The organism is Streptomyces coeruleorubidus (assembly GCF_028885415.1).
GTDB classification, from domain to species: Bacteria; Actinomycetota; Actinomycetes; order Streptomycetales; family Streptomycetaceae; genus Streptomyces; species Streptomyces coeruleorubidus_A.
Genome location: NZ_CP118527.1, coordinates 2,889,874 through 2,908,612 on the forward strand (window position 1 = coordinate 2,889,874; position 18,739 = coordinate 2,908,612).

The following is an 18,739-nucleotide window of genomic DNA, read 5'->3' on the forward strand; positions in this document are numbered from 1 at the left end:
GGCAGACGAGTCGGGCTGCACGCCGGGGAGTGCCCTGCTCAGGGAGCGATCGCGAACGAACAGTTCAGAGGCCTCGCCCGGCACCTCCGTTCCAAGGTCTCTTTCAGCGATGTCAGAGGAGGGACGTTCGAGGCACTTTTCGCCACCCGAGGTGGCGAGCCACCAGATCAAGCCACTTCGGACTCTTTTACGTTGCGCCTGCAACGTGAGGTGCGGAAGGATGTTCGAACGGACTGTGAGTCACACGTGACGTGTGAGTACGCTGCAGTGATCGCGCATCGCCGCTGCGCAACACGCTTACGGGGGTAGGGGTATGAAGTTCGACATGGGGTCGACGACCCTTTCGGATCTCGGGAAGAGCACCGTCGGCTCGAGTGAGGATCTGGGCACGTTGATCGCGTTGCTGATCCAGGCGGCGGAGCCGTTGGAGGGGAAGTTCAACGGGGCGGGCAAGGCCGCGTTCGACAGGTTCAAGTTGCATGCCGACGAGACCACGGATGCGCTGAACAGCTCACTGAATGCGATCCTGGGCGGTCAGTCCGGCATGGACACCGCATTCGGGACCGGTGACGTGGAGTTGGAAGACAACGCCCACCAGAACATGGGTGCCGCCAACTTCGACGCGGCCCGCTTCGGCGCACGGTAACCACGGAGGCGCGTAGACGCCCGTCGGCCGTAGCCACCTTCACCGTCACCGTTTTCAAGGGGAATCCGACCATGGGGCAGAACCAGGACCGCCGTTCTTACGACACCGACGCCTCCAGCGAGGTCCAGATCAGCCTGCACGCCGTCATCGGACAGCTGGAGCGGGTACTGACCGACCGCGACCGCGCAGTGAAGGCCGCGATGGCCGACTTCACCGCGGACGGCGTCGCCGATGAGTACCACGGCAAGGAGATGCGCTGGCACCGCGCCGCCGGTGAGGTCCGCGAGATCATCCGGCTGGTGCGCACGACGATGGAGCAGAACGACGGGACCGCGCAGACGACCCTGGCCAAGGCACGGGCGGCCGTCGACAACATCGGCTGACGCCGGACGTGCAGCGGTGGCAGTAGTAGCAGTAAAGGGAGAGGGAAACGGGGGCTGACGCATGCCGGCGTGGGACATCTCTCCGTCCGGGGTCCAAAGTGTGGTCTCGAACGTGAGTGACGTCATGAAGGTCCTGGACGAGATCGTCCAGGCGTACTCGGGTGACGTGCAGGGGGCGGCCACCTCGGCCGGGACGATCGCTCCGGGTGGGGCGGGCGGTGAGCACAAAGGGCAGACCGGGTTGGTGGCCGCCGCCCTCGCGGAGTTCATGGAGGGCACCGCGGACGAGCTGAAGTTCATCGGCGTGCGGGTCGGCAGATCGGTCAACGGCGCGGTGGAGGCCACGGTGGCGTACCGGGACGGCGACCTGGAGATGGCCGCGGAAGTGCAGCGGCGGGCGGCCGGACTGGTCAGGCCCGACATGCCGGACGGCTGGAAGGCCGGCCGCCTGTGATCAAGCCGGAGTCCATCCCGCTGTTCACCGGCGATCTCGGTCAGCTGGAACAGCACATCGACGCCCTGCGGGACGAGGCGGACGGTATCCGCCGGGCCGGCGGGGAGGCCCACCGGCAGTTCCAGGGGCTGTCGGCCTTCTACCAGGCGCCGGAGGCGGAGGATCTGTTCGCCTCCACGGCGCCGGTACGCGACGCCGCCGACAGGTTCGGGGACAAGGTCGCCACGGTGGCCGACGCGCTGCGGACCTACGCGGCCGAAGTCGCGCCGATCGCAAAGCGGTTGGAGCAGTTACAGAGCCAGGCAACCACCTTTGTGGCAGGGCTGAAGACCAGCAGCGGGGAGTTCGACGAGAACTGGACCGATGACGCGGACAAGGTCTCGGAGCACCAAGCTCTGATGCATGACGTGGCCGTCGCGCAGGCGGCGTTCACTGCTGCCGAGATCGCCTGCAACAACAAGATCACGGCGCTGGTCGGCGGCACCCAGTACGTGATGAACACCGGGGCCAAGCAGTTCACGCCGCGTGGCGCGGAACTCTACGGCTACAGCGCCGAGGTGCTGGATCAGGCCAAGGAACTCCCCTGGGGCACGCCGGTCACGCAGTCGCACGACTGGTGGGACCCGGACGACCTCGGCTACTACGCCAAGAGCTTCTTCTGGGACGGGATCATCGTCGACAACGTCTGGGGCACCGTCGACGGCCTCGCGACCCTCGCCGGGTTCCATGGCTCGGACAGTGCGGGCCAGGCCTGGGAAGGCCTGGTCCGGGCGGTGGTCGGGGCCGAGACGTATCTCATGGAGTCCGGCGGCCGGAAACCCACCGGGGTCTTCGCCTCCGACTTCGCCCAGGACAGCAAGGCGCACGCCAAGGAGTTCGCCAAGGGCTTCGTCGCCTGGGACATGTGGGAGGAGAACCCGTCCCGCGCCGCGGCCACCGTCGTCTTCAATGGACTCACCCTGGGCGCCGGCCCGCTCAAGGTCGCCTCTGCGGGCAAGGCCGGCGCCGCAGCGAAGGTCGCCACCACGGTCGCGAAGGTCGGCGACGCGATCGACCCGATCGGCGCGGTGGCCAAGGTGACAGGCCATGCCATACCCAGGATCGCCCAGGTCACGGAAAACCTGCGCGGCGTGAACAACGTCCCCGAACTGCGCACTCCGCACAGCGTCCTAGAGTTCTCCGACGCGTCCGGACGCTCCGTGCTCGTCGTCGAGGACGGTAGGTTCCTCGTCCTCAAGGACGGCAAGGTCGTCAGCGATGTGCCGATGCGGGAGCGTTCCGTCACGGCGGAGACATCGCCAGTGAGAGAGCGGGACCTCGCTGCGGTTGGCGCGACGCCCCGCACAGCGGAGGCCACCGCACAAGTCGGGGACAACCTTCCGCCCCGACCGAGTCACGAGACACCCTCCGGCCAAAGCGGCGGGGAGGCGCACCCGAGGACAGGGGAAGCACCCGGCGGGCCCGGAGTCGCACACACTGTCGGTTCTGAGGCACCCACGTCAGGTGCTGGAACGGTCGGCAATAGTCATGTCAGTACCGGTTCTGGCAGTCATGTCCCAGGGCACGGTCCATCGGCGAGTCCCGAAGGGCCTGCCGACCGCGACGGGCCGACGGGCAGCGGAGACCACACCCCCGCGCATCCCGGCCCCACAGGGGCGACCGGTGCGTCGCCACCCAACCTTGTCGACGAAATCGCTCCGGAGCGGTACAGCAGGACAACAGAGACTGCGGGGTCGCCCTCCGAACCGATGCGTCCCGAGCAAGAAGCAGGGCTCATCGAGGAGCTAAGCCGAGCAAAGATACCCCCCCAGGACCAGGCTCGTGTGCTCCGCACTCTGAGCAAAGAGCCATACGGCGCCGAAGTCGCGGACCTGATCTCTCATGGCCACCTGAGCGGAGTGAAGAACTACGACGAGATCCTCAAGATGTGCAAGCAGGGCGCCAGCAAGGCCAACAAGAGCATGGTTCCTGCTGCGTACATGGCTTTGAGCCATGCCACAGAATTGCAGAGCCGTGGCTGCTCCCGCCTTGCGTTCGAGCTCAAGGACGACGCGACCGGGCTCGATCTGGACGTCACAACGCTCCACGCCGACGGGACACCGCATTACGGCTACCAGCTGAAGGACGTGGACAACATCGAGGGGATCAAGAGCGCGGCCAAGAAGGCCGCTAGCCAACTCAAAGGCGGTACGGCCGACGCGAAGATCGCCATCCTGGATGTGCATCGATCGGTCGCAGACCTCAACGCTAAGATGTTCAAGGAGGCCGAGTTCCAGGCCAGGAGGGCAGGAGCCACGTTTCACTTGCGCTTCACTGACGGATCTGTCACGGTCCCGCCCAACGGCCCTGTTTTCCCGTAAGGATTCCCCATGTCTACTCTGATGCGCGCTCCGCGTGAATGCGGTTCATGGTTTTGGGACCTCGATGAAGTAGCTGCTCCTGGCCTTGCATCCGCACTGGTGGTGGCGTCCAAGATGACAGAGCTTCTCCGAAGGCATGAGCTCCTTACACCGCACAGGCTCGAATACGACTGGTACGTACTCGACTCCGGTGGCGTCGGAATCACGACCAGCTTGGCGTTGACCGTTCCGCTTGAGGACCCTCGTCTCCCGGAACGAGTTCTCAGCAGTCGGCCTGCAGGCTACCCGGATGCTGAAGTCGATGACGTCCACGTGGTAGGGGCAGGGGCCTGGATCGACGCCGAAGGAAAGCCTCATCTCGAACCTCGGCTTGTCGATCTGTCCGTCTCCCCCGCTCCCGTTGGCCTTTCGGCCGAGATTTCCGTCCACCATGACATCTGGGGCTGGTTCGACTTCTCAGGCCGGCCCCATCCAGACGTGCACCAACACAACGCTCCGCGTCTTGCTGCGGCGTTGCAGGAAATCAATTCCATGCTGGGCGTAAAGGGGGAGCCGGGTGAGGTCACATACTTCGGTTTCGCTACGGAACTCGGCATCGGAACCCCCGACGCACTCGACGACGGCTCCGGCCCCGACGTGACGGACAAGCTCTGAATGGGGCCCCGCTCGATTCCGTCGAGCAGCCGTGTGGAGGGATCGAGTCCTCTCGTATCCGTGACGTGAGTCGCATCGTCCGGGTGATGCCCCCTGATGCGGAGGCCGCTGCCGTTCTACGAGAGTGGGTCGAGCAAGCGGACTCGCTTCTGGACGTCTCGGCCCTCGACCTGTCCGGGGCCGACCTGTCAGGTGCGGACCTCGCCATGGCACTGCTGACCCAGACGGTCCTCCGGGGCGCCAAACTCGGCGGCACCGATCTCTACCGGGCGCATCTGGAAGGCGCCATGCTCGATGATGCTGACCTCTCTCATGCGTCGCTGGTCAAGGCTGAACTTGACGAGGCTTCCCTGCGTGGTGCCAATTTGGACGAAGCAGACCTGGGAAGTACCAGCCTCTGGGCGGTCGATGCTCGGTCGGCTCGCTTCCGGGCAGCGAAGCTCCATGGCGCTTCCTTGATCGACGTCAGGCTGGAGGGCGCCGACCTCACCAACGCGTCTGTGCGCGAGACGTCCTTGAAGGCAGTACTCGACGAGCACACAGTCGTACGAGGGCTCTCCGGCACACTCTTCGGCCCCGCAGTCATCGACCATGCAGGTGTGCGGCGCGAGATCAGCGGACTGGACCTCGAGCGGTGGCTGAACAGCCGCGGAGCGAAGGTGCGTGTTCTCGACCCACGCTCTGATGAGATCACCTACTACGCCAAGTTCAGTGAGGGTTACTCGCGCAGCAATCCTCAGGGCATCGTCAGACGCCGCATGGTGAACGGCGTAGCACATGACGAGGCATTCACCAGGAACCTGCGCTGGGAACCGACCGAGTACCTTCGGCTCCACGAGCTGGGGCACAACGAGGTGGACCACGTGGAGATCAGTGAAGCGGAAGCGGTCGCGTTCATCGAAGAGATCACGGGACAGAACACATAGCCAGCCCAGCAGGCACAGGTAGTGACAGCTGGGAAGCGAAGGGCGGATGGCAGGTAACCGTGACAGCGCAGGACTACGACAACCAACTCCTCGAGTCGGTGTCCGTCCGCCGCCGTCGCCTCCGTGACGCCCTCCTCTTCGGGGCGCAGCGGCAGCGGCGGTCGCTCGATGAGCGGGTGGGGAAGATGTTCGCCGGGGTGGTGATCGCGGCGGTGGTGTGTGCCGGGTGTGTGGGGTGGTCGTTCGTGTCGCACAAGGTCATCGGAAAGAGCCCGCACGGGGCGTCTGTGCCGTCCTCGGGTCAGAACTCCCCCAACTCTGCCGCCCCGTCTGCCTCTTCTTCTCGGTGATAGGTTCGAACGCGTGATGTCCACGGGGCCTTTGAGTCGTTCGGCGACCAGCAGCCGTACGGCGCTGAGCCGGATCACCCTGGTCGGTGAGCGGCGTCGGGTCGACCTCGTACTGCCTTCGCGGGAGCCCGTCGGGGTTCTGCTGCCGGAGGTCATGCGACTCCTGGACGACCGCGTAGGAGACCGGCCCGAGTTACGGCATCTGGTCACTCCGGACGGGTCCGCGCTCGCGCACGACAGCACCCTGGAGTCGGCGGGTGTGGCCGACGGGACCGTGTTGCGGCTCGTGCGAGTGGAGGATGCCCCTTCCGCGCCTGTCGTCCATGACGTCACCGACGAAGTCGCCGACGATCTCGACCTGCGGGTCTGGCGGTGGCGGCCTGCGGTTCGGCGCGTTGTCGCCGCGTGTGCAACCGTCCTCTGGGCCTTCGCCGCCGGGCTCCTGGCCCGTGGCCACTTCGCCCTGTCCGCAGTAGGCGCGGGACTTCTCGCCGTTGCCGTGGCATGTGCCGTAGCCGGTGTCCTCCTCGGGCGCGCCCGGCGGCACGCACTCGCCGCCACCCTGATCGTCACGGCCGCCGCCCTGGCCGTCCTGTCGACCTGGACCTGCGCCGATGCCTACGGCTGGGGCGGTGCGGAGCGGCTGGCGGGTGTCGCGGCGGGCGTGGTGCTCGCGCTGTTGCTCGCCGGATGGTTCACGCCGTTGGGGCGCGGGGCGCTGATCGGCGCCGGGGCTGTCGCCGGCTGCCTGGTGGTGTGGGAAGCGGCCCTCGGGCTGCAGGGCGGGGCAGGGACCGCCGCCCAGCAGGCCCGGGTGGGCGCGCTGCTCGCCGTCGCTTCCGTCGTCGTCCTCGGGGTGCTGCCGCGGCTCGCGCTGATGGCGTCGGGGCTGACCGGGCTGGACGACCGGCGTACGGGTGGGGTGTCGGTTAGCCGGTACCAGGTGGGTACGGCGCTCGCGGCCACCCACCGTGGGCTGGTGCTGGCCACCGTTGTCCTCGCCGCCTCCGCGGGGGCGGCCGGCGTGCTCGTCCTGCGCACGGTGTCGGTGTGGACGGTGTCGCTCAGCGTCGTCGTGATGGTGGTTCTCGCCTTGCGAGCGCGTGCTTTTCCGCTCACCGCCGAGGTCGTGGTGCTGCTCGTCGCGGCGGCCGTCGTCGCCGTGCGGCTCGTCGTGGTGTGGGATAAGCACACCGCAGCCGCTGGTCCCGTCGCCGTGCTCGGGCTCCTCGCTGTCGTACCTCTGGTGGTGCTGGCCGTGGAGCCGGCCGAGCATGTGCGGGTGAGGCTGCGGCGGGCCGGTGACCTCCTGGAGTCCGTGGCCGTGATCGCCCTGTTCCCGTTGGTGATCGGCGTGTTCGGGGTGTACGGGCGGCTGCTCGGCACCTTCGCGTAGGGCAGGGTGACCGGCATGGCAGGGGGAGGGGACTGGCAGCGCGACGTGCTGCGCGAGCTCACCGACGGCAATCCGGACCCGGTTGCCCCCGCCGTGCCCGAGGAGGGTGCAGCCCAGGCTGCACCCGAACCGCCGCAGCCCTCACCCCCGCCTGCCTCCGCACCGCCCCCGGCCCCCTACCGGGCGCGTGACCCTCGTGTCCCTGCCCCGGTCCCTGAGTCCCTCCCCACGGTCGATCCGCGCCTCGCCCTCGCCCTGGGCAGCCCGCAGCACGGTGACTCGGCCGCACGCCGCGCCGGGGCCTCCCTGCGCCGGCTCACCGCCTCCGCCACCCAGGAGGTCACCGAACAGACCCGCCTCGCGCAGGAGGTGCAGCAGCCCGTCACCACCGGACGGGTCATCGCCGTCACCTCGATCCGTGGCGGCGTCGGCAAGTCCACCATCGCCGCGCTGCTCGGCCGTACCTTCAACCACTACCGGCACGACCCGGTGCTCACCCTGGAGGCCGACGCGGCCTTGGGCACGCTCCCGGTACGGATGGGTGCGGACACGGTGCGCTGGTGTTGCGCCGACCTCGCCCGGATCCTGACGCCGGCGATGCAGCTCACGGACATCACGGGCTACCTGGTGCCCGTGGCCGATGGCGGCTGGCTGCTGCCCGCGAGCCAGGGACGGGTCGGTGCCCCCATGGACATGCGCACCTACCGGACGGTGACGCTGGCCCTGCGCCGGTACTTCGCGGTGACGGTGGTGGACTGCGAGACACTGCCCGGCGAGGTGGCCCGTACGGCGATGGACACCGCCCACGCACGAGTCGTCGTCGCCCCGATGACCGCCGAGGGCATCCACGGAACTCGCCAGGTCCTCGACTGGCTCGGCCAGTTGCCGCACTCCGCGCTCGCCACCACCGTGGTCGCCCTCAGCGCGAACTCCCCCGACACCACCCTCGACCCGAAGACGGCCGCCGCCCACCTGCGCGAGCCCGGCGTGCCCGTCGTCCTGCTCCCCTACGATCGTCATCTCGCCCAAGGAGGCCCCATCCACACCGCCATGCTGGGCCGGAGCACCCGGGACGCGGCCGTCCGCCTGGCGGCCGAGGCGATGCAGCGGGCGGTGAGGGTGCGATGACCCAGCAGGTGATCCACCGGCCCGCCCGCAGCACCCGCCCCCTCGAGCCCGCCGCACCCCGCACCATCGAGGCGCCCCCGAACCTCCCGGAGGGCAAGGTCGGCAACGCCGCCACCGCGCTGCTGCCCATGGCCGGTGTCGTCAGCTCGGTCGTGCTGATGACGGTCATCCGCAACAGCCAGTTCGCCGCGATCGGCGCTATCGTGCTGGTCGTCGCCCTGCTGGGAGCGGTGGCGCTGTTCTTGTCCCAGCGCGGCAAGGCGCAGCGCACCCGGCGCGTCCAGCGTGAGCGCTATCTGGAGTACCTGGAGGAACTGCGCGAGGAACTGGGCGCCGCCGAGCGGGAACGGCGGCAGGCGGCGCGCGAGCTGAACCCACCGCCCGAGGCCCTGTACGACCTCGTCAGGGACCCGGCCAGGCTGTGGGAGCGGCGACGCCCGGACGCCGACTTCCTCTCGGTGCGGGCCGGCACCGGCGACGTACCGGCTCAGGAGCTGGCCATCGCGCAGAACAGCACCGGCGGTGTCCTCACCCCGCCGGACCCGTTCATGCTGAACGAGGCCCGCGCCCTCCAGGGCCGCTTCGGAACGGCCACCGACTTCCCGCTCACCGTGCCGCTGGACCGGGCAGGGAACGTCAGCATCATCGGCGACCGGGTAGACGTCCTCCGCGTCGCCCGCACGCTGCTGCTCCAGACCGCCGTGACGCACGCGCCGGACGATGTCGCCGTCGCGCTCGGCACCGGCGACGAGCCGTCGTGGGCGTGGGCCAAGTGGCTGCCCCACGTCCTCGATCCACAGACGTACGACGGCCCGGTCGCCGCCCGCCGCATCGCTCCCGACCTCGCGGAGCTGGCCCGGCTGTGCGGCCCCGACCTTCGGCAGCGTGCCGCGTACGCGGCCGAGGTGCGCCGCGGCCTGTCCGGCAGGACCAAGGACGCGCTGCGCCTGACCTCCCGCATGCTCCTGATCAGCGACTCGTACGGCGACACCGCTACCGAACTCCCGCGCCCCGACTCGACGATCGGGCTGCCGGAGATGGGCGTCACCGTGCTCCACCTGCTTCAGCAGCAGGTGCACGAGCCCGACCAGGTCAGCGTGCGCATCACCGTTGACGGCGACCGGATCACCATGGACGACTTGCGCGCCCCGAACGCGCCCTCCGCCCACGGCACGGTCGACGCGGTGACCACGGCTGGAGCCGAGGGCGTGGCCCGCATGCTCGCCCCACTGCGCCTGTCGGCCGAGTCGGCGGCCGAGGGCACGCCCGTGTCCGGCCCGGTCGACTTCCCCGCGCTACTGGGCATCGACGACCCGGCCACCCTAGACCTGCACAGTCTCTGGGCGCCCCGGGGCGAGCGGGACTTCCTGCGCGTCCCCATCGGCCTCACCGACCACCACGAGCCGGTACTGCTGGACCTCAAGGAGTCCTCGCAGCTCGGCATGGGCCCGCACGGACTGTGCGTGGGCGCCACCGGCTCCGGCAAGAGCGAGCTGCTGCGCACCCTCGTCCTCGCGCTCGCCGCCACCCATTCCCCGGAAGATCTGGCCCTCGTCCTGGTCGACTACAAGGGCGGCGCCACCTTCGCCCCCTTCGCCGAACTCCCCCACGTGGCCGGCGTGATCACCAACCTGGAGAACCAGGCCGGCCTCGTCGAACGCGTCCACTCCAGCCTGGCCGGCGAGGTCAAACGCCGCCAGCAAGCACTCAAAGACGCCGGGAACATCGCCGACATCGGCCACTACACCGCCCTGCGCGCCACGACCCGCACCGACCTGGAACCCCTCCCCCATCTGTTCGTCGTCATCGACGAGTTCGGCGAACTCATCACCGCCAAACCGGACTTCATCGACCTGTTCCTGTCCATCGGCCGCATCGGCCGCTCCATCGGCGTCCACCTGCTGCTGTCCAGCCAGCGCATCGAGGGCGGCAAGCTCAAGGGCCTGGAAACCTATCTGTCGTACCGGCTCGGCCTGCGCACCTTCTCCGCCGACGAGTCCCGCACGGTCCTCGACACCACCGACGCCTTCCACCTGCCGCCGCTGCCCGGCTTCGGCTACCTCAAGGTCGACACCTCCACCTACGAGCGCTTCAAGGCCGGATACGTCTCGGGTCCCTACCGCGGACCGGCCCAGCGCGACCAACGCGACGACGAGCCACTCGCCCGCCTCTACCCGGCGTACAACACCCCGCCGGGCACCGAGACGGAGCAGGACCCCGTCGCCACCCAGCGGGAGACCGACCCGACAGTCCTGTCCGTCATGGTCGACCAGCTCGCCGCGGCAGCACCACCGGTACGACGCATCTGGCTGCCCCCACTGCCCGACGCCACCACCCTCGACACGGCCGCAGGCCCCCTCCAAGCCGACACGGACGGTGTGCGCCTCACCCACACAAGCGGCCCGATGAACGCCCCGCTCGGCGTCCTGGACGACCCGGCCCGGCAGAGGCAGCAGCCGTGGCAGCTCGACCTGACCGTCGCCGGCGGGCACGCGGCCGTCATCGGAGGCCCGCAGTCCGGCAAGACCACCCTCCTGCGCACCCTCGCCCTCTCCCTGGCCCTCACCCACACCCCGTACGACGTCGCCGTGTACGGCCTCGACCTGGCAGGCGGCGGCCTGTCCGCCCTGTCCGGCCTGCCACACGTCGGCGGCGTCGCCTCCCGCGCCGACCACGAGCGGGCCGCCCGCACGGTCGCCGAGGTACGCACCATGCTCACCCAGCGTGAGGAACTGTTCCGTGAGCACGGCATCGACTCCGTCGACCAGCTGCGCCACCTGCGGTCCAAGAAGCGCCTACCCGAGTTGGCCGCCACCGACATCGTGCTGCTCATTGACGGATACGGCGCCCTGCGCGACGAGTTCGCCGACCTCGACGACCCGGTGGCCGACCTGCTCAAGCGCGGCGGAGGCTACGGCATCCACGTCGTCGCCGGCATGCTGCGCTGGAACGACGTCCGCATCGCCACCCAGTCGATGTTCGGCACCCGCATCGAACTGCGCCTCAACGACCCGGCCGACTCCTCCATCGACCGCAAACTGTCCGAGACTCTCGCCCCCGACACCCCCGGCCGCGTCCTGACCGACGGCAAGCTGTTCGCGCAGGTCGCGCTACCCCGCATCGACAACCGGCCGACGGCAGGCGACCTGGGCCCGGCCCTCGAACACACCGCCCGCACCATCCGCGCCTCCTGGCACGGCGAACTCGCCCCGCCCGTACGGGTACTGCCCACCCGCCTGTCCACAGCCAAGCTGCCGGCACCGGCCGCCGAACCGGCGATGATCCCCGTAGGCGTCGACCAGGAGGCCCTGGCGCCGGTCCTGCTCGACCTGTTCAGCACCGACCAGCACCTGCTGATCCTCGGCGACAACGAGTGCGGCAAGACGAACCTGCTGAAACTCATCGCCACCCAGCTCGTCCGGCGATACAGCGACAAGGAACTCGTCTTCGGTGTCTGCGACCCCCGCCGCGGCCTGCGCGGCGTCATCCCCGAGCCCTACCGTGGCGGCTACGCCCACAACGCCAAACTCGCCGCTGCCCTGTCCACCGGCATCGCCACAGAGCTGGAGAAACGCCTGCCGGAGACGGCGGACCCCGACGCTCCGACGACCACCGAGCCCGACTTCACCGGGCCCCGCATCGTCATCCTGGTCGACGACTACGACATCCTCACCACGGCCGGCCAACAGCCGCTGGCACCCTTCCTGCCGTACGTCTCCTCCGCCCAGGACATCGGCCTGCACTTCGTCATCGCCCGCCGCACCGCAGGCGCCTCCCGCGCACTCTACGAGCCCCTGCTGACCACCCTGCGCGAAACCGGCACCACCGCACTCGTCATGACCGGCGACCGCACCGAAGGCCAGCTCTTCCCCGGCCTGTACGCGTCCCAACTACCGCCCGGCCGGGGCACACTCGTCCGCCGCGGACGCCCCCACCAGCTCATCCAGACCGCCCTCGCAGATGAAGAAAGCCCGTGACCAAGGACGTCATCGCCCTCACCCCCAAGATGCCGGACCTGCCCACCCTGCTCGCGGGCCTCTACGCCGGCGGCCCCGAGCTCGGCGTGAACACCACGGCCGACGGGGCAGTCGTCCAGCTCTGCGGCCCCGACGGCCGTCCCCTGGTCTCGGTGGAGGCACCCATCCTCATCCAGGTCCCCGGCGAGACCACCCGCCTGCTGGACCACGCGGTCGAGGACGGGCCGGTGTGGTGGACCGAGGCCCGCGCCTCCACCGCCGTCGCGGAAGCCGGACGACTCGCGGGCTCCTTCGCGGGACGGCTGGCCACCGTGCTCGGCGGCACGGTCTGGCCGCCGCAGGCCGCCACCACCGACGTCGTCCCCCTCACCACCGACGTCTCGGCGATCCCGGCCCCCGCCACCACCGCCCCTGCCGTGGACGTCCTCACCGCCAGCACCGCCGTGGTCATCCAGGACCGCCCCCTGATCGCCATGACCAGCTGGCTCTCCGACGCCCTGCGCACCGCGGCCACCGCCGACCGCGCCCTGCAGATCGTCACCCCGCCCACCGCACGCCTCACCCTCCCCACCCGCGCAGCCCTACGCGGCCTGCCCAACCGCTGGGTCGTCCAGGACCCCGAGCACGGCTACTACGACGGCCTGTCCGGCGCCGTACTCCACTGGAAGAACGGGACCTTCACCCCCGTACACGACGAGCAAGGCGCCACCAGGGTCGCCGAGGCCTTCGCCCCCGCCCCCGAAACCGGTGACCGCCAGCTGATCCTCACCCTGCGCACCCGCCACCCCGCCGACGAGAACCTCGTCCTCGGCCGCGCCCTCGAAACCGCCTTCCAGCACTTCACCGGCGCACCGCCCGCAGGATGGAGCACCGCCGAACCCGTCAACCTCCCCTGGTCCACCCGCCAGTTGACCGACCTGGCCCGCGCCCGCGCGCCCCGGCCCACCTGGCTCATCGCCGTCGGGCACCCCGACCGGCCCACCCTCGCCACCGTCCGTGTGCTCCGCACACCGGCGGGCGTCGAAGAGGACATCACCCTCGCGCTCGGTTACGGCGAGAACGACACACCGCCCCTGCAAGCCATCGAGGCTCTCGCGGCCGAACTCGACGCTGAGCACGGTCTCGTCACCCTGCTCACGGCCCTCCGTGCCGCCCGCCGCGACCTCACCGTCCCCGCACGGCTCGACTCCCCTCCGATCCCCGTCACCTTCACGCTCGGCCACGACGAGGCCAGGCGCATCGGTCCACCCCGCGCCGAGCACCCGCCCTTCGGCCCCACCCCCACGCGGCTCGGCGCCCCGGCCGGGCCGGCCCTCCACTACCCCCTGGGGAATGGAACCGACCCCCACGCCTGGTCCACCTTCCAGCAGCTCACGCAGCACCTGAAACAGCAGGCGTGACCGGGCCGCCCTCGGCGTAGGACCACCGGAACGACATTGCTTCCGACGTCGACAACCGGCGACCGGTGTCAGAGACGATCGGCTATGCGAGCCGAGGCGCACCGCTTACCTGATCGGGAAACTGGGGCAGCGTGACCTTGATCTGCAGGAAGAACTCGGGCCTGTTGGTCGGGCTTTCACCTGCGGCGGCTGCGAGCGTTGCGGCGGTGGTACTCCCCAACCACATACCTGCGGTCAGATCTGTAAGGTACTGCGCGAGGCTGATGGCAGCGTGCCGGATTTCGCGGTGGCCAACGGTGAACCCGGAGTCGCGGCCTCCTTTCGCGGCGCCGATGGCAGCCAAGAGCTTCGCCGGCACAGCGTAGACGTCGCCGCTGCGGGGAATGAGCCAGTACGTCGCCGTCGGACTGAGCTCCAACAGGGTGTCAAGCTGCGGACGGTCGATCTTCCAGGCGTCACGCTGCGAAGCACTGGGGATCAGGGCGTTGGCCTTCTTGACCTGGACCAGATCGCCGATCCTCGTTGTCAACTGGCCGGGGACGGTGACTTCCAGGATGATGCCGATGTCCGCCCCGGTCCCTTTCTCCGCATTCTTGGTCTCCTGACGGCTTGCCAGCGCCATCTCCGGTGAGCCGGGCTCCTGCCACCTCCCGGCCCCCGATCCGGCGGCGAACCGCTGCACGAGCTTCTCCAGCAGGCGCGCGGTGAGCATTTCCTCATCCTGCGCGCCGGACCGGGACGCGAAGTCCATGAAGTCCTTCACCGCGGCCGCCACTGCCCCACGGGTCAGACCTTCCAGGCCGGTGCTGGCCAACCATGTGGACGCCGGGGCATCGAGGGGTCTCGGGAAGATGTCGCGTCGGGCGTCCAACGAGCTCCCTAGCGCATCAAGCAGCTTGAGCTCGACAGGGCCGCTGCCCCGGGCCAGTTCCCTAATACCTTCTGCCCGCCGTTGAACCTCTCCGACCTCGTTTCGCGCGCTCGTCTTCAAAGCACCTCGTACCGAGCTGTGCTTCTCCGCCAGCGTCAGCGAAAGGGCGACGTCGAGACCATCCAGGTGGCGGCCGACTGCAAGAAGCCACGGAAGCGACCTGGCCCACAGCTTTGGTCGACGGCTGGCCTTCCTTTCCACCCGAGCCCGGAGTCCTGCGGCTTCCACGGGGTAGCGTTCAGTACTGAGCAGAGTCAGGTCGCGCCACAGGTCGACCAACCTGTCTTCGGTGAACGGCGACAGACGCTCCACCACTTTCGCAGCCCAGAAGTCGCCATAACTGCGCTCCAGCAAGCCCGAGGCAACACCTACGGCTATTGCGGCAGGAATCGGCAAAGCCTCGGCAACATGAGCGGGTGACTTGAGCTTGGCCATCCAGCGCACCAGGTCCGAGGCCGACGGCTGTCGGGAGCCATCGATGAACCCGCCCCTGACCACCAACCGCAGCAGGTGCCGTTCAACGAGAGAGCCGTACTCGACTACCAGCGCTTCAAGTCCGCTCGCCGCCGCGAGGCTGTGAGCTTCAGAAGGGCCGGCGAGTAGGGCGTCATAACAGCAACGGGGACAGTCGTCGTCCTGGGAGGAGTAGTGGCGGTGCGGGACGTGATCCATCAGGCGACTGTATGCCCCGGTTCTGACTCCGTTCCTCACGAGGGACTTTTCAGCGACTTCCAGCGCTGTCCGAGGGACTTCCGAGGGACCTTTGGCCGCCTAACGCGGCAAGCCCCGGAAAGAGTGCCCCGCCCTGTGTAGACGAGCAGCCGGACCGTCACCCTGCGCCCGACCTCGCGTTCGAGGCCGGGATCCTCGGGATCCAGCCATACTGTTGGTCCGGGCCGGATTTCGCCTGCCGGACACTCAGGTTCGGGCGGCCGCAGGGCGCGTGGGTTCCTCCCGCGGCTGCACGGTCATGACCAGGTTCTCGGCCGGACGGTGGCCCGGGCCACGGAACGGAGGGTCTGGCCGGCCGCGAGGTCGAGCCGGACTGCGCGGACGATCGTCGCTACCGCAGTGATGAGCTCAGTGAGTGCGAAGTGGTCGCCGATGCACTTGTGCTTGCCCGCGCCGAACGGAAGGAACGCCCCCGTGGGCGGCGGCTGGGCGTTGTCCAGCCAGCGATCGGGATCCGTGCACCATCGCTCCACGCACGGCAACAGCGACATGCGCTATCGCTCGAAACCAGCCTCCATCGCAGATCAGAGGCCCTTTCCGAGGCAAAACCGCAGGTAGCGGCAGACGAGTCGGGCTGTACGCCGGGTTCTGTTCCGAAGGGTCCTCGCGGGCCCCTCGGCGACGGCCATCCATCTAGGGCCGGCGTTGCCACCGGCCTCGTGCGGTCTACCCGCGGACTCGGGCGGGCAGCCCTCGAGCGTCCGCGCAGAGACACCGAAGTGTCTCCTCTTGACCTTGCTCCGGGTGGGGTTTACCTAGCTGCCTGAGTCACCCCAGGCACTGGTGGTCTCTTACACCACCGTTTCACCCTTACCGAGGGCCGGAGCCCTCGGCGGTTTGCTTTCTGTGGCACTGTCCCGCGGGTCACCCCGGGTGGCCGTTAGCCACCACCCTGCCCTGTGGAGCCCGGACGTTCCTCGGGGAGCTCCCCGTCAGGGGGACTCCACGCGGCCGTCCGCCCGGCTCGTCTGCCGTGTCGACCATGGTACCGGGCGGGAACGGGGCCGCGGACCGGCGGCGGTCGCCAGTACCGAACCCGCGAGGATCAGGGTGAAGGCCGCGATGATGCCGGGGGTCAGGCGCTCGTCGAGGAACAGTGCCCCTGCCGCCACCGCCACCGCCGGGTTGACGTAGGTGATCACTGTCGCCCGGGTCGGGCCCGCCTCCCTGATCAGTTCGAGGAAGGCGACGAAGGCGATCGCCGTGCAGAGCACTCCCAGTCCGGCCAGGGCGGCCAGGACCTCGGGGGCGGGGACCGAGGACGGCCAGGTGAGCGCGGCCGCCGGGGCGTAGACGAGTGCGGCCAGGGTCAGGCAGAACGCCGTGAGCTGGAGGGACGGGACCTCCTTCAGGCGCCGGGCGGCTATCAGGGGGGCCGTCGCGTAGCCGAGGACCGTCAGGAGGACCTCGCCCAGGGAGCGGGCGTCGCCGCCGGTGAGGTGCGGGACGGTGAGGACTCCTACGCCGCCCAGGCCCAGCGCGAGGCCTGTCACGCGGCGTACGCCGAGCCGTTCCGTGTCGCCGAAGAAGCGGGCGAAGACGACCCCGACGATGGGGACGCCCGCGATCAGCAGGCCGGCCGTGGAGCTGGACAGGTGGCGTTCGGCGTCTGTCAGCGTCCACCAGGGGCCGATGATCTCGATGCACGCGAAGGCCAGGAGAGGGCGCCAGTGGGTGCGGACCGTGCGGGTCAGGCCGCCCTGGCGCAGGGCGAAGGGGAGCAGGATCGCGGCGCCCAGCGCGCAGCGCGTGAACACCACCATGGACGGGGACACGGCGTCCACCGCCACCTTGATCATCAGGTAGGGGACGCCCCAGACCACTCCCATCAGGGAGAACAGGAACCAGCCGCGTGCAGTCATACGGCGAGTCTCGGCCGCCTCACCCCGCCGCGTCTTGAACGCTGTTGCGGTACGCCGCCGGGGTCACGCCCAGCACGCGGCGGAACCAGCGGGTGAGATGCGCCTGGTCGGCGAAGCCGACGAGGCCCGCGACCTCGGCGGGGCGCAGGCCGGTTTCCAACAGGCCGCGGGCCCTGGCCACGCGGTGCTGGGCGAGCCAGGCGTAGGGCGGTACGCCCATCGTCGTGCGGAAGGCGCGCAGCAGCTGGTAGCGGGACACGCCCAGGTCGGTGGCGAGGTCGGCCAGGGAGGGGGGTTCCACGAGCTCGTCCGCGAGGCGGTCGCGTACGGCCCTGGCGATGTGGCCGGCGCCGGGCACGGTGTCCTCGCTCGCCCGGGCCGTGGAGTGCCGGCGGGCCAGGGCCGTGAGCAGCCAGGGCAGCCGGGACTCGGCCTCCAGCGGGTCGGGGCAGGCGCTGATGTCGGTGTGGGCGGCGCGCAGGGCGGTGGCCAGTTCGGGGTCGTGCAGGACGGGGTCGCGGAAGTGCGGGGGGCCGCCGAGCGTGCCGTCGGTGAGGAGGGACGGATCGGCGTACAGGGCCTGGTAGGCGTAGCCCTCGCAGGCGGCCGGGCCGCCGGTGTGCATCTCGCCGGGTTCCAGCACGACGATCGAGCCCGGGTAGGAGTGGATCAGGCCGCCCCGGTACGCGATGACCTCCGACCCGCCGACCGTGACGCCGATGGTGAATTCGTGGTGGGCGTGCGGAGCGTAGACGTGCCGGTCGAAGTGGGCGGTGAGCAGGTCCAGGGGCGGGCCGCCCCGCCCCAGCCGTGCCCTGGCCCAGCGGGCCTGCTCTCGTATCCGCCCCCGTGTGCCCACCTCGTACTCCCTCCCCGCCTCACAGGGGATCAGAGGAAGTCGGTGGTGTCCAGGTCGAAGGCGAAGGGGTCCGGGAGGGTGAGCGGTCTGCCGAAGGCCGCGGTGCTGAGTCGGAGGTAGTCGTCTTTCTCCGGCTCGCTGAACAGGGTTGTCGAGGAGGTGTCGCGGTCGACGAGCAGGTAGAAAGGGATACCGCCACGTGCGTAGCAACGGCGCTTGGCCACTCGGTCGATCTCCGGCCTGGTGAACGTCACTTCCAGCACCATGGTGACTCCCTCGCAGGGCATCCAGGGGGGCGCGCCCCGGAAGAGCCGTGGTGCGCGGGCAACGATCGTGCCGTCCGGGATCACGTGGTCCTGGGGGTGGCCGTCCCCGTTCCCCAGCTTCAGGCCCTTGTTGCCGGAGAACTGGAGGTCGGGCTCGGAGCGCCGGTAGAGCTGATTCACGATCCTGCTGATGCAGTGCTCGTGGTGACCGTCCGGCAGCGGTGTGAGGATGAACTCGCCCTCGACCAGCTCCGCACGAAAGCCCTCCGGAGTGTCCAGCTCGACGAACCAGTCCAGCAGCAACTGCTGCGTGTACGGATCCTGCGCCATGGCGATGCTCCCCTTCCGCGATCACCGACCAGACTGGGACACGGCACGCATCACGTCCGTGGATCGAGTGCCGTTCCCTCGATCG

15 protein-coding genes, 1 other RNA gene and 1 pseudogene are annotated in these 18,739 nt (G+C 69.4%); 11 read left to right on the forward strand and 6 right to left on the reverse strand.

The features are described 5' to 3' along the window. The first annotated feature begins 313 nt into the window (after positions 1 to 313). From PV963_RS13400 to PV963_RS13450, 11 genes are all read left to right on the forward strand, one after another. Entirely contained in the window at positions 314 to 646 is a 333-nt protein-coding gene (locus tag PV963_RS13400) for a hypothetical protein (protein ID WP_274815893.1), read from the forward strand. Positions 647 to 717: 71 nt separating this feature from the next. Continuing rightward, positions 718 to 1,029 carry a pore-forming ESAT-6 family protein gene (locus PV963_RS13405; protein WP_274815894.1) on the forward strand — a complete coding sequence of 104 codons (312 nt, stop codon included), beginning with the start codon at positions 718 to 720 and terminating at the stop codon, positions 1,027 to 1,029. A 61-nt stretch (positions 1,030 to 1,090) separates the two neighbouring features. Then, positions 1,091 to 1,483 (forward strand): DUF6507 family protein, encoded by a 393-nt coding sequence (locus PV963_RS13410; protein ID WP_274815895.1) that lies wholly within the window; start codon positions 1,091 to 1,093, stop codon positions 1,481 to 1,483. Continuing rightward, entirely contained in the window at positions 1,480 to 3,843 is a 2,364-nt protein-coding gene (locus PV963_RS13415; RefSeq protein WP_274815896.1) for a hypothetical protein, read from the forward strand. Before PV963_RS13410 ends, PV963_RS13415 begins: the two co-directional genes overlap by 4 nt. Positions 3,844 to 3,852: 9 nt before the next feature. Then, positions 3,853 to 4,497 (forward strand): hypothetical protein, encoded by a 645-nt coding sequence (locus PV963_RS13420; RefSeq protein ID WP_274815897.1) that lies wholly within the window; start codon positions 3,853 to 3,855, stop codon positions 4,495 to 4,497. Positions 4,498 to 4,562: 65 nt separating this feature from the next. Then, on the forward strand, positions 4,563 to 5,423 hold the full coding sequence (locus PV963_RS13425; protein WP_274815898.1) for a pentapeptide repeat-containing protein: 861 nt from the start codon (positions 4,563 to 4,565) through the stop codon (positions 5,421 to 5,423). A 59-nt stretch (positions 5,424 to 5,482) separates the two neighbouring features. After that, positions 5,483 to 5,773: a hypothetical protein gene (locus PV963_RS13430; RefSeq protein ID WP_274815899.1), complete on the forward strand. Its 291-nt coding sequence runs from the start codon at positions 5,483 to 5,485 to the stop codon at positions 5,771 to 5,773. Between the two features lie 16 nt (positions 5,774 to 5,789). Next, positions 5,790 to 7,169, forward strand: coding sequence for a type VII secretion integral membrane protein EccD (eccD, locus tag PV963_RS13435; RefSeq protein WP_274815900.1), 1,380 nt, complete (start codon positions 5,790 to 5,792; stop codon positions 7,167 to 7,169). Positions 7,170 to 7,184: 15 nt separating this feature from the next. Then, positions 7,185 to 8,297, forward strand: a complete 1,113-nt coding sequence (locus PV963_RS13440) for a hypothetical protein (protein WP_274815901.1) — start codon at positions 7,185 to 7,187, stop codon at positions 8,295 to 8,297. Continuing rightward, positions 8,294 to 12,274, forward strand: a complete 3,981-nt coding sequence (eccCb, locus tag PV963_RS13445; RefSeq protein WP_274815902.1) for a type VII secretion protein EccCb — start codon at positions 8,294 to 8,296, stop codon at positions 12,272 to 12,274. The genes PV963_RS13440 and eccCb overlap by 4 nt, the downstream gene beginning before the upstream one ends. Then, the gene (locus PV963_RS13450; protein WP_274815903.1) at positions 12,271 to 13,674 is read left to right on the forward strand and encodes a DUF6177 family protein; all 1,404 of its coding nucleotides are present in this window, start codon (positions 12,271 to 12,273) and stop codon (positions 13,672 to 13,674) included. The genes eccCb and PV963_RS13450 overlap by 4 nt, the downstream gene beginning before the upstream one ends. Positions 13,675 to 13,756: 82 nt before the next feature. Here the strand turns inward: PV963_RS13450 and PV963_RS13455 are convergent, their stop codons facing one another. From PV963_RS13455 to PV963_RS13485, 6 genes and pseudogenes are all read right to left on the reverse strand, one after another. Beyond that, positions 13,757 to 15,277, reverse strand: coding sequence for a hypothetical protein (locus PV963_RS13455; RefSeq protein ID WP_274815904.1), 1,521 nt, complete (start codon positions 15,275 to 15,277; stop codon positions 13,757 to 13,759). 296 nt (positions 15,278 to 15,573) lie between these two features. After that, the gene (locus PV963_RS13460) at positions 15,574 to 15,828 is read right to left on the reverse strand and encodes a cytochrome P450 (protein WP_274815905.1); all 255 of its coding nucleotides are present in this window, start codon (positions 15,826 to 15,828) and stop codon (positions 15,574 to 15,576) included. Between the two features lie 70 nt (positions 15,829 to 15,898). Beyond that, positions 15,899 to 16,304, reverse strand: an RNA gene (gene rnpB / locus PV963_RS13465) — RNase P RNA component class A. Between the two features lie 115 nt (positions 16,305 to 16,419). After that, positions 16,420 to 17,199, reverse strand: a pseudogene (locus PV963_RS43980) (DMT family transporter); the annotation flags it as partial. A 19-nt stretch (positions 17,200 to 17,218) separates the two neighbouring features. Next, a complete protein-coding gene (locus tag PV963_RS13480) occupies positions 17,219 to 18,058 on the reverse strand; it encodes a helix-turn-helix domain-containing protein (RefSeq protein WP_274815908.1) in 840 nt (279 codons plus the stop codon). Positions 18,059 to 18,087: 29 nt separating this feature from the next. Then, on the reverse strand, positions 18,088 to 18,654 hold the full coding sequence (locus tag PV963_RS13485) for a Uma2 family endonuclease (RefSeq protein ID WP_274815909.1): 567 nt from the start codon (positions 18,652 to 18,654) through the stop codon (positions 18,088 to 18,090). Positions 18,655 to 18,739 lie beyond the last annotated feature (85 nt).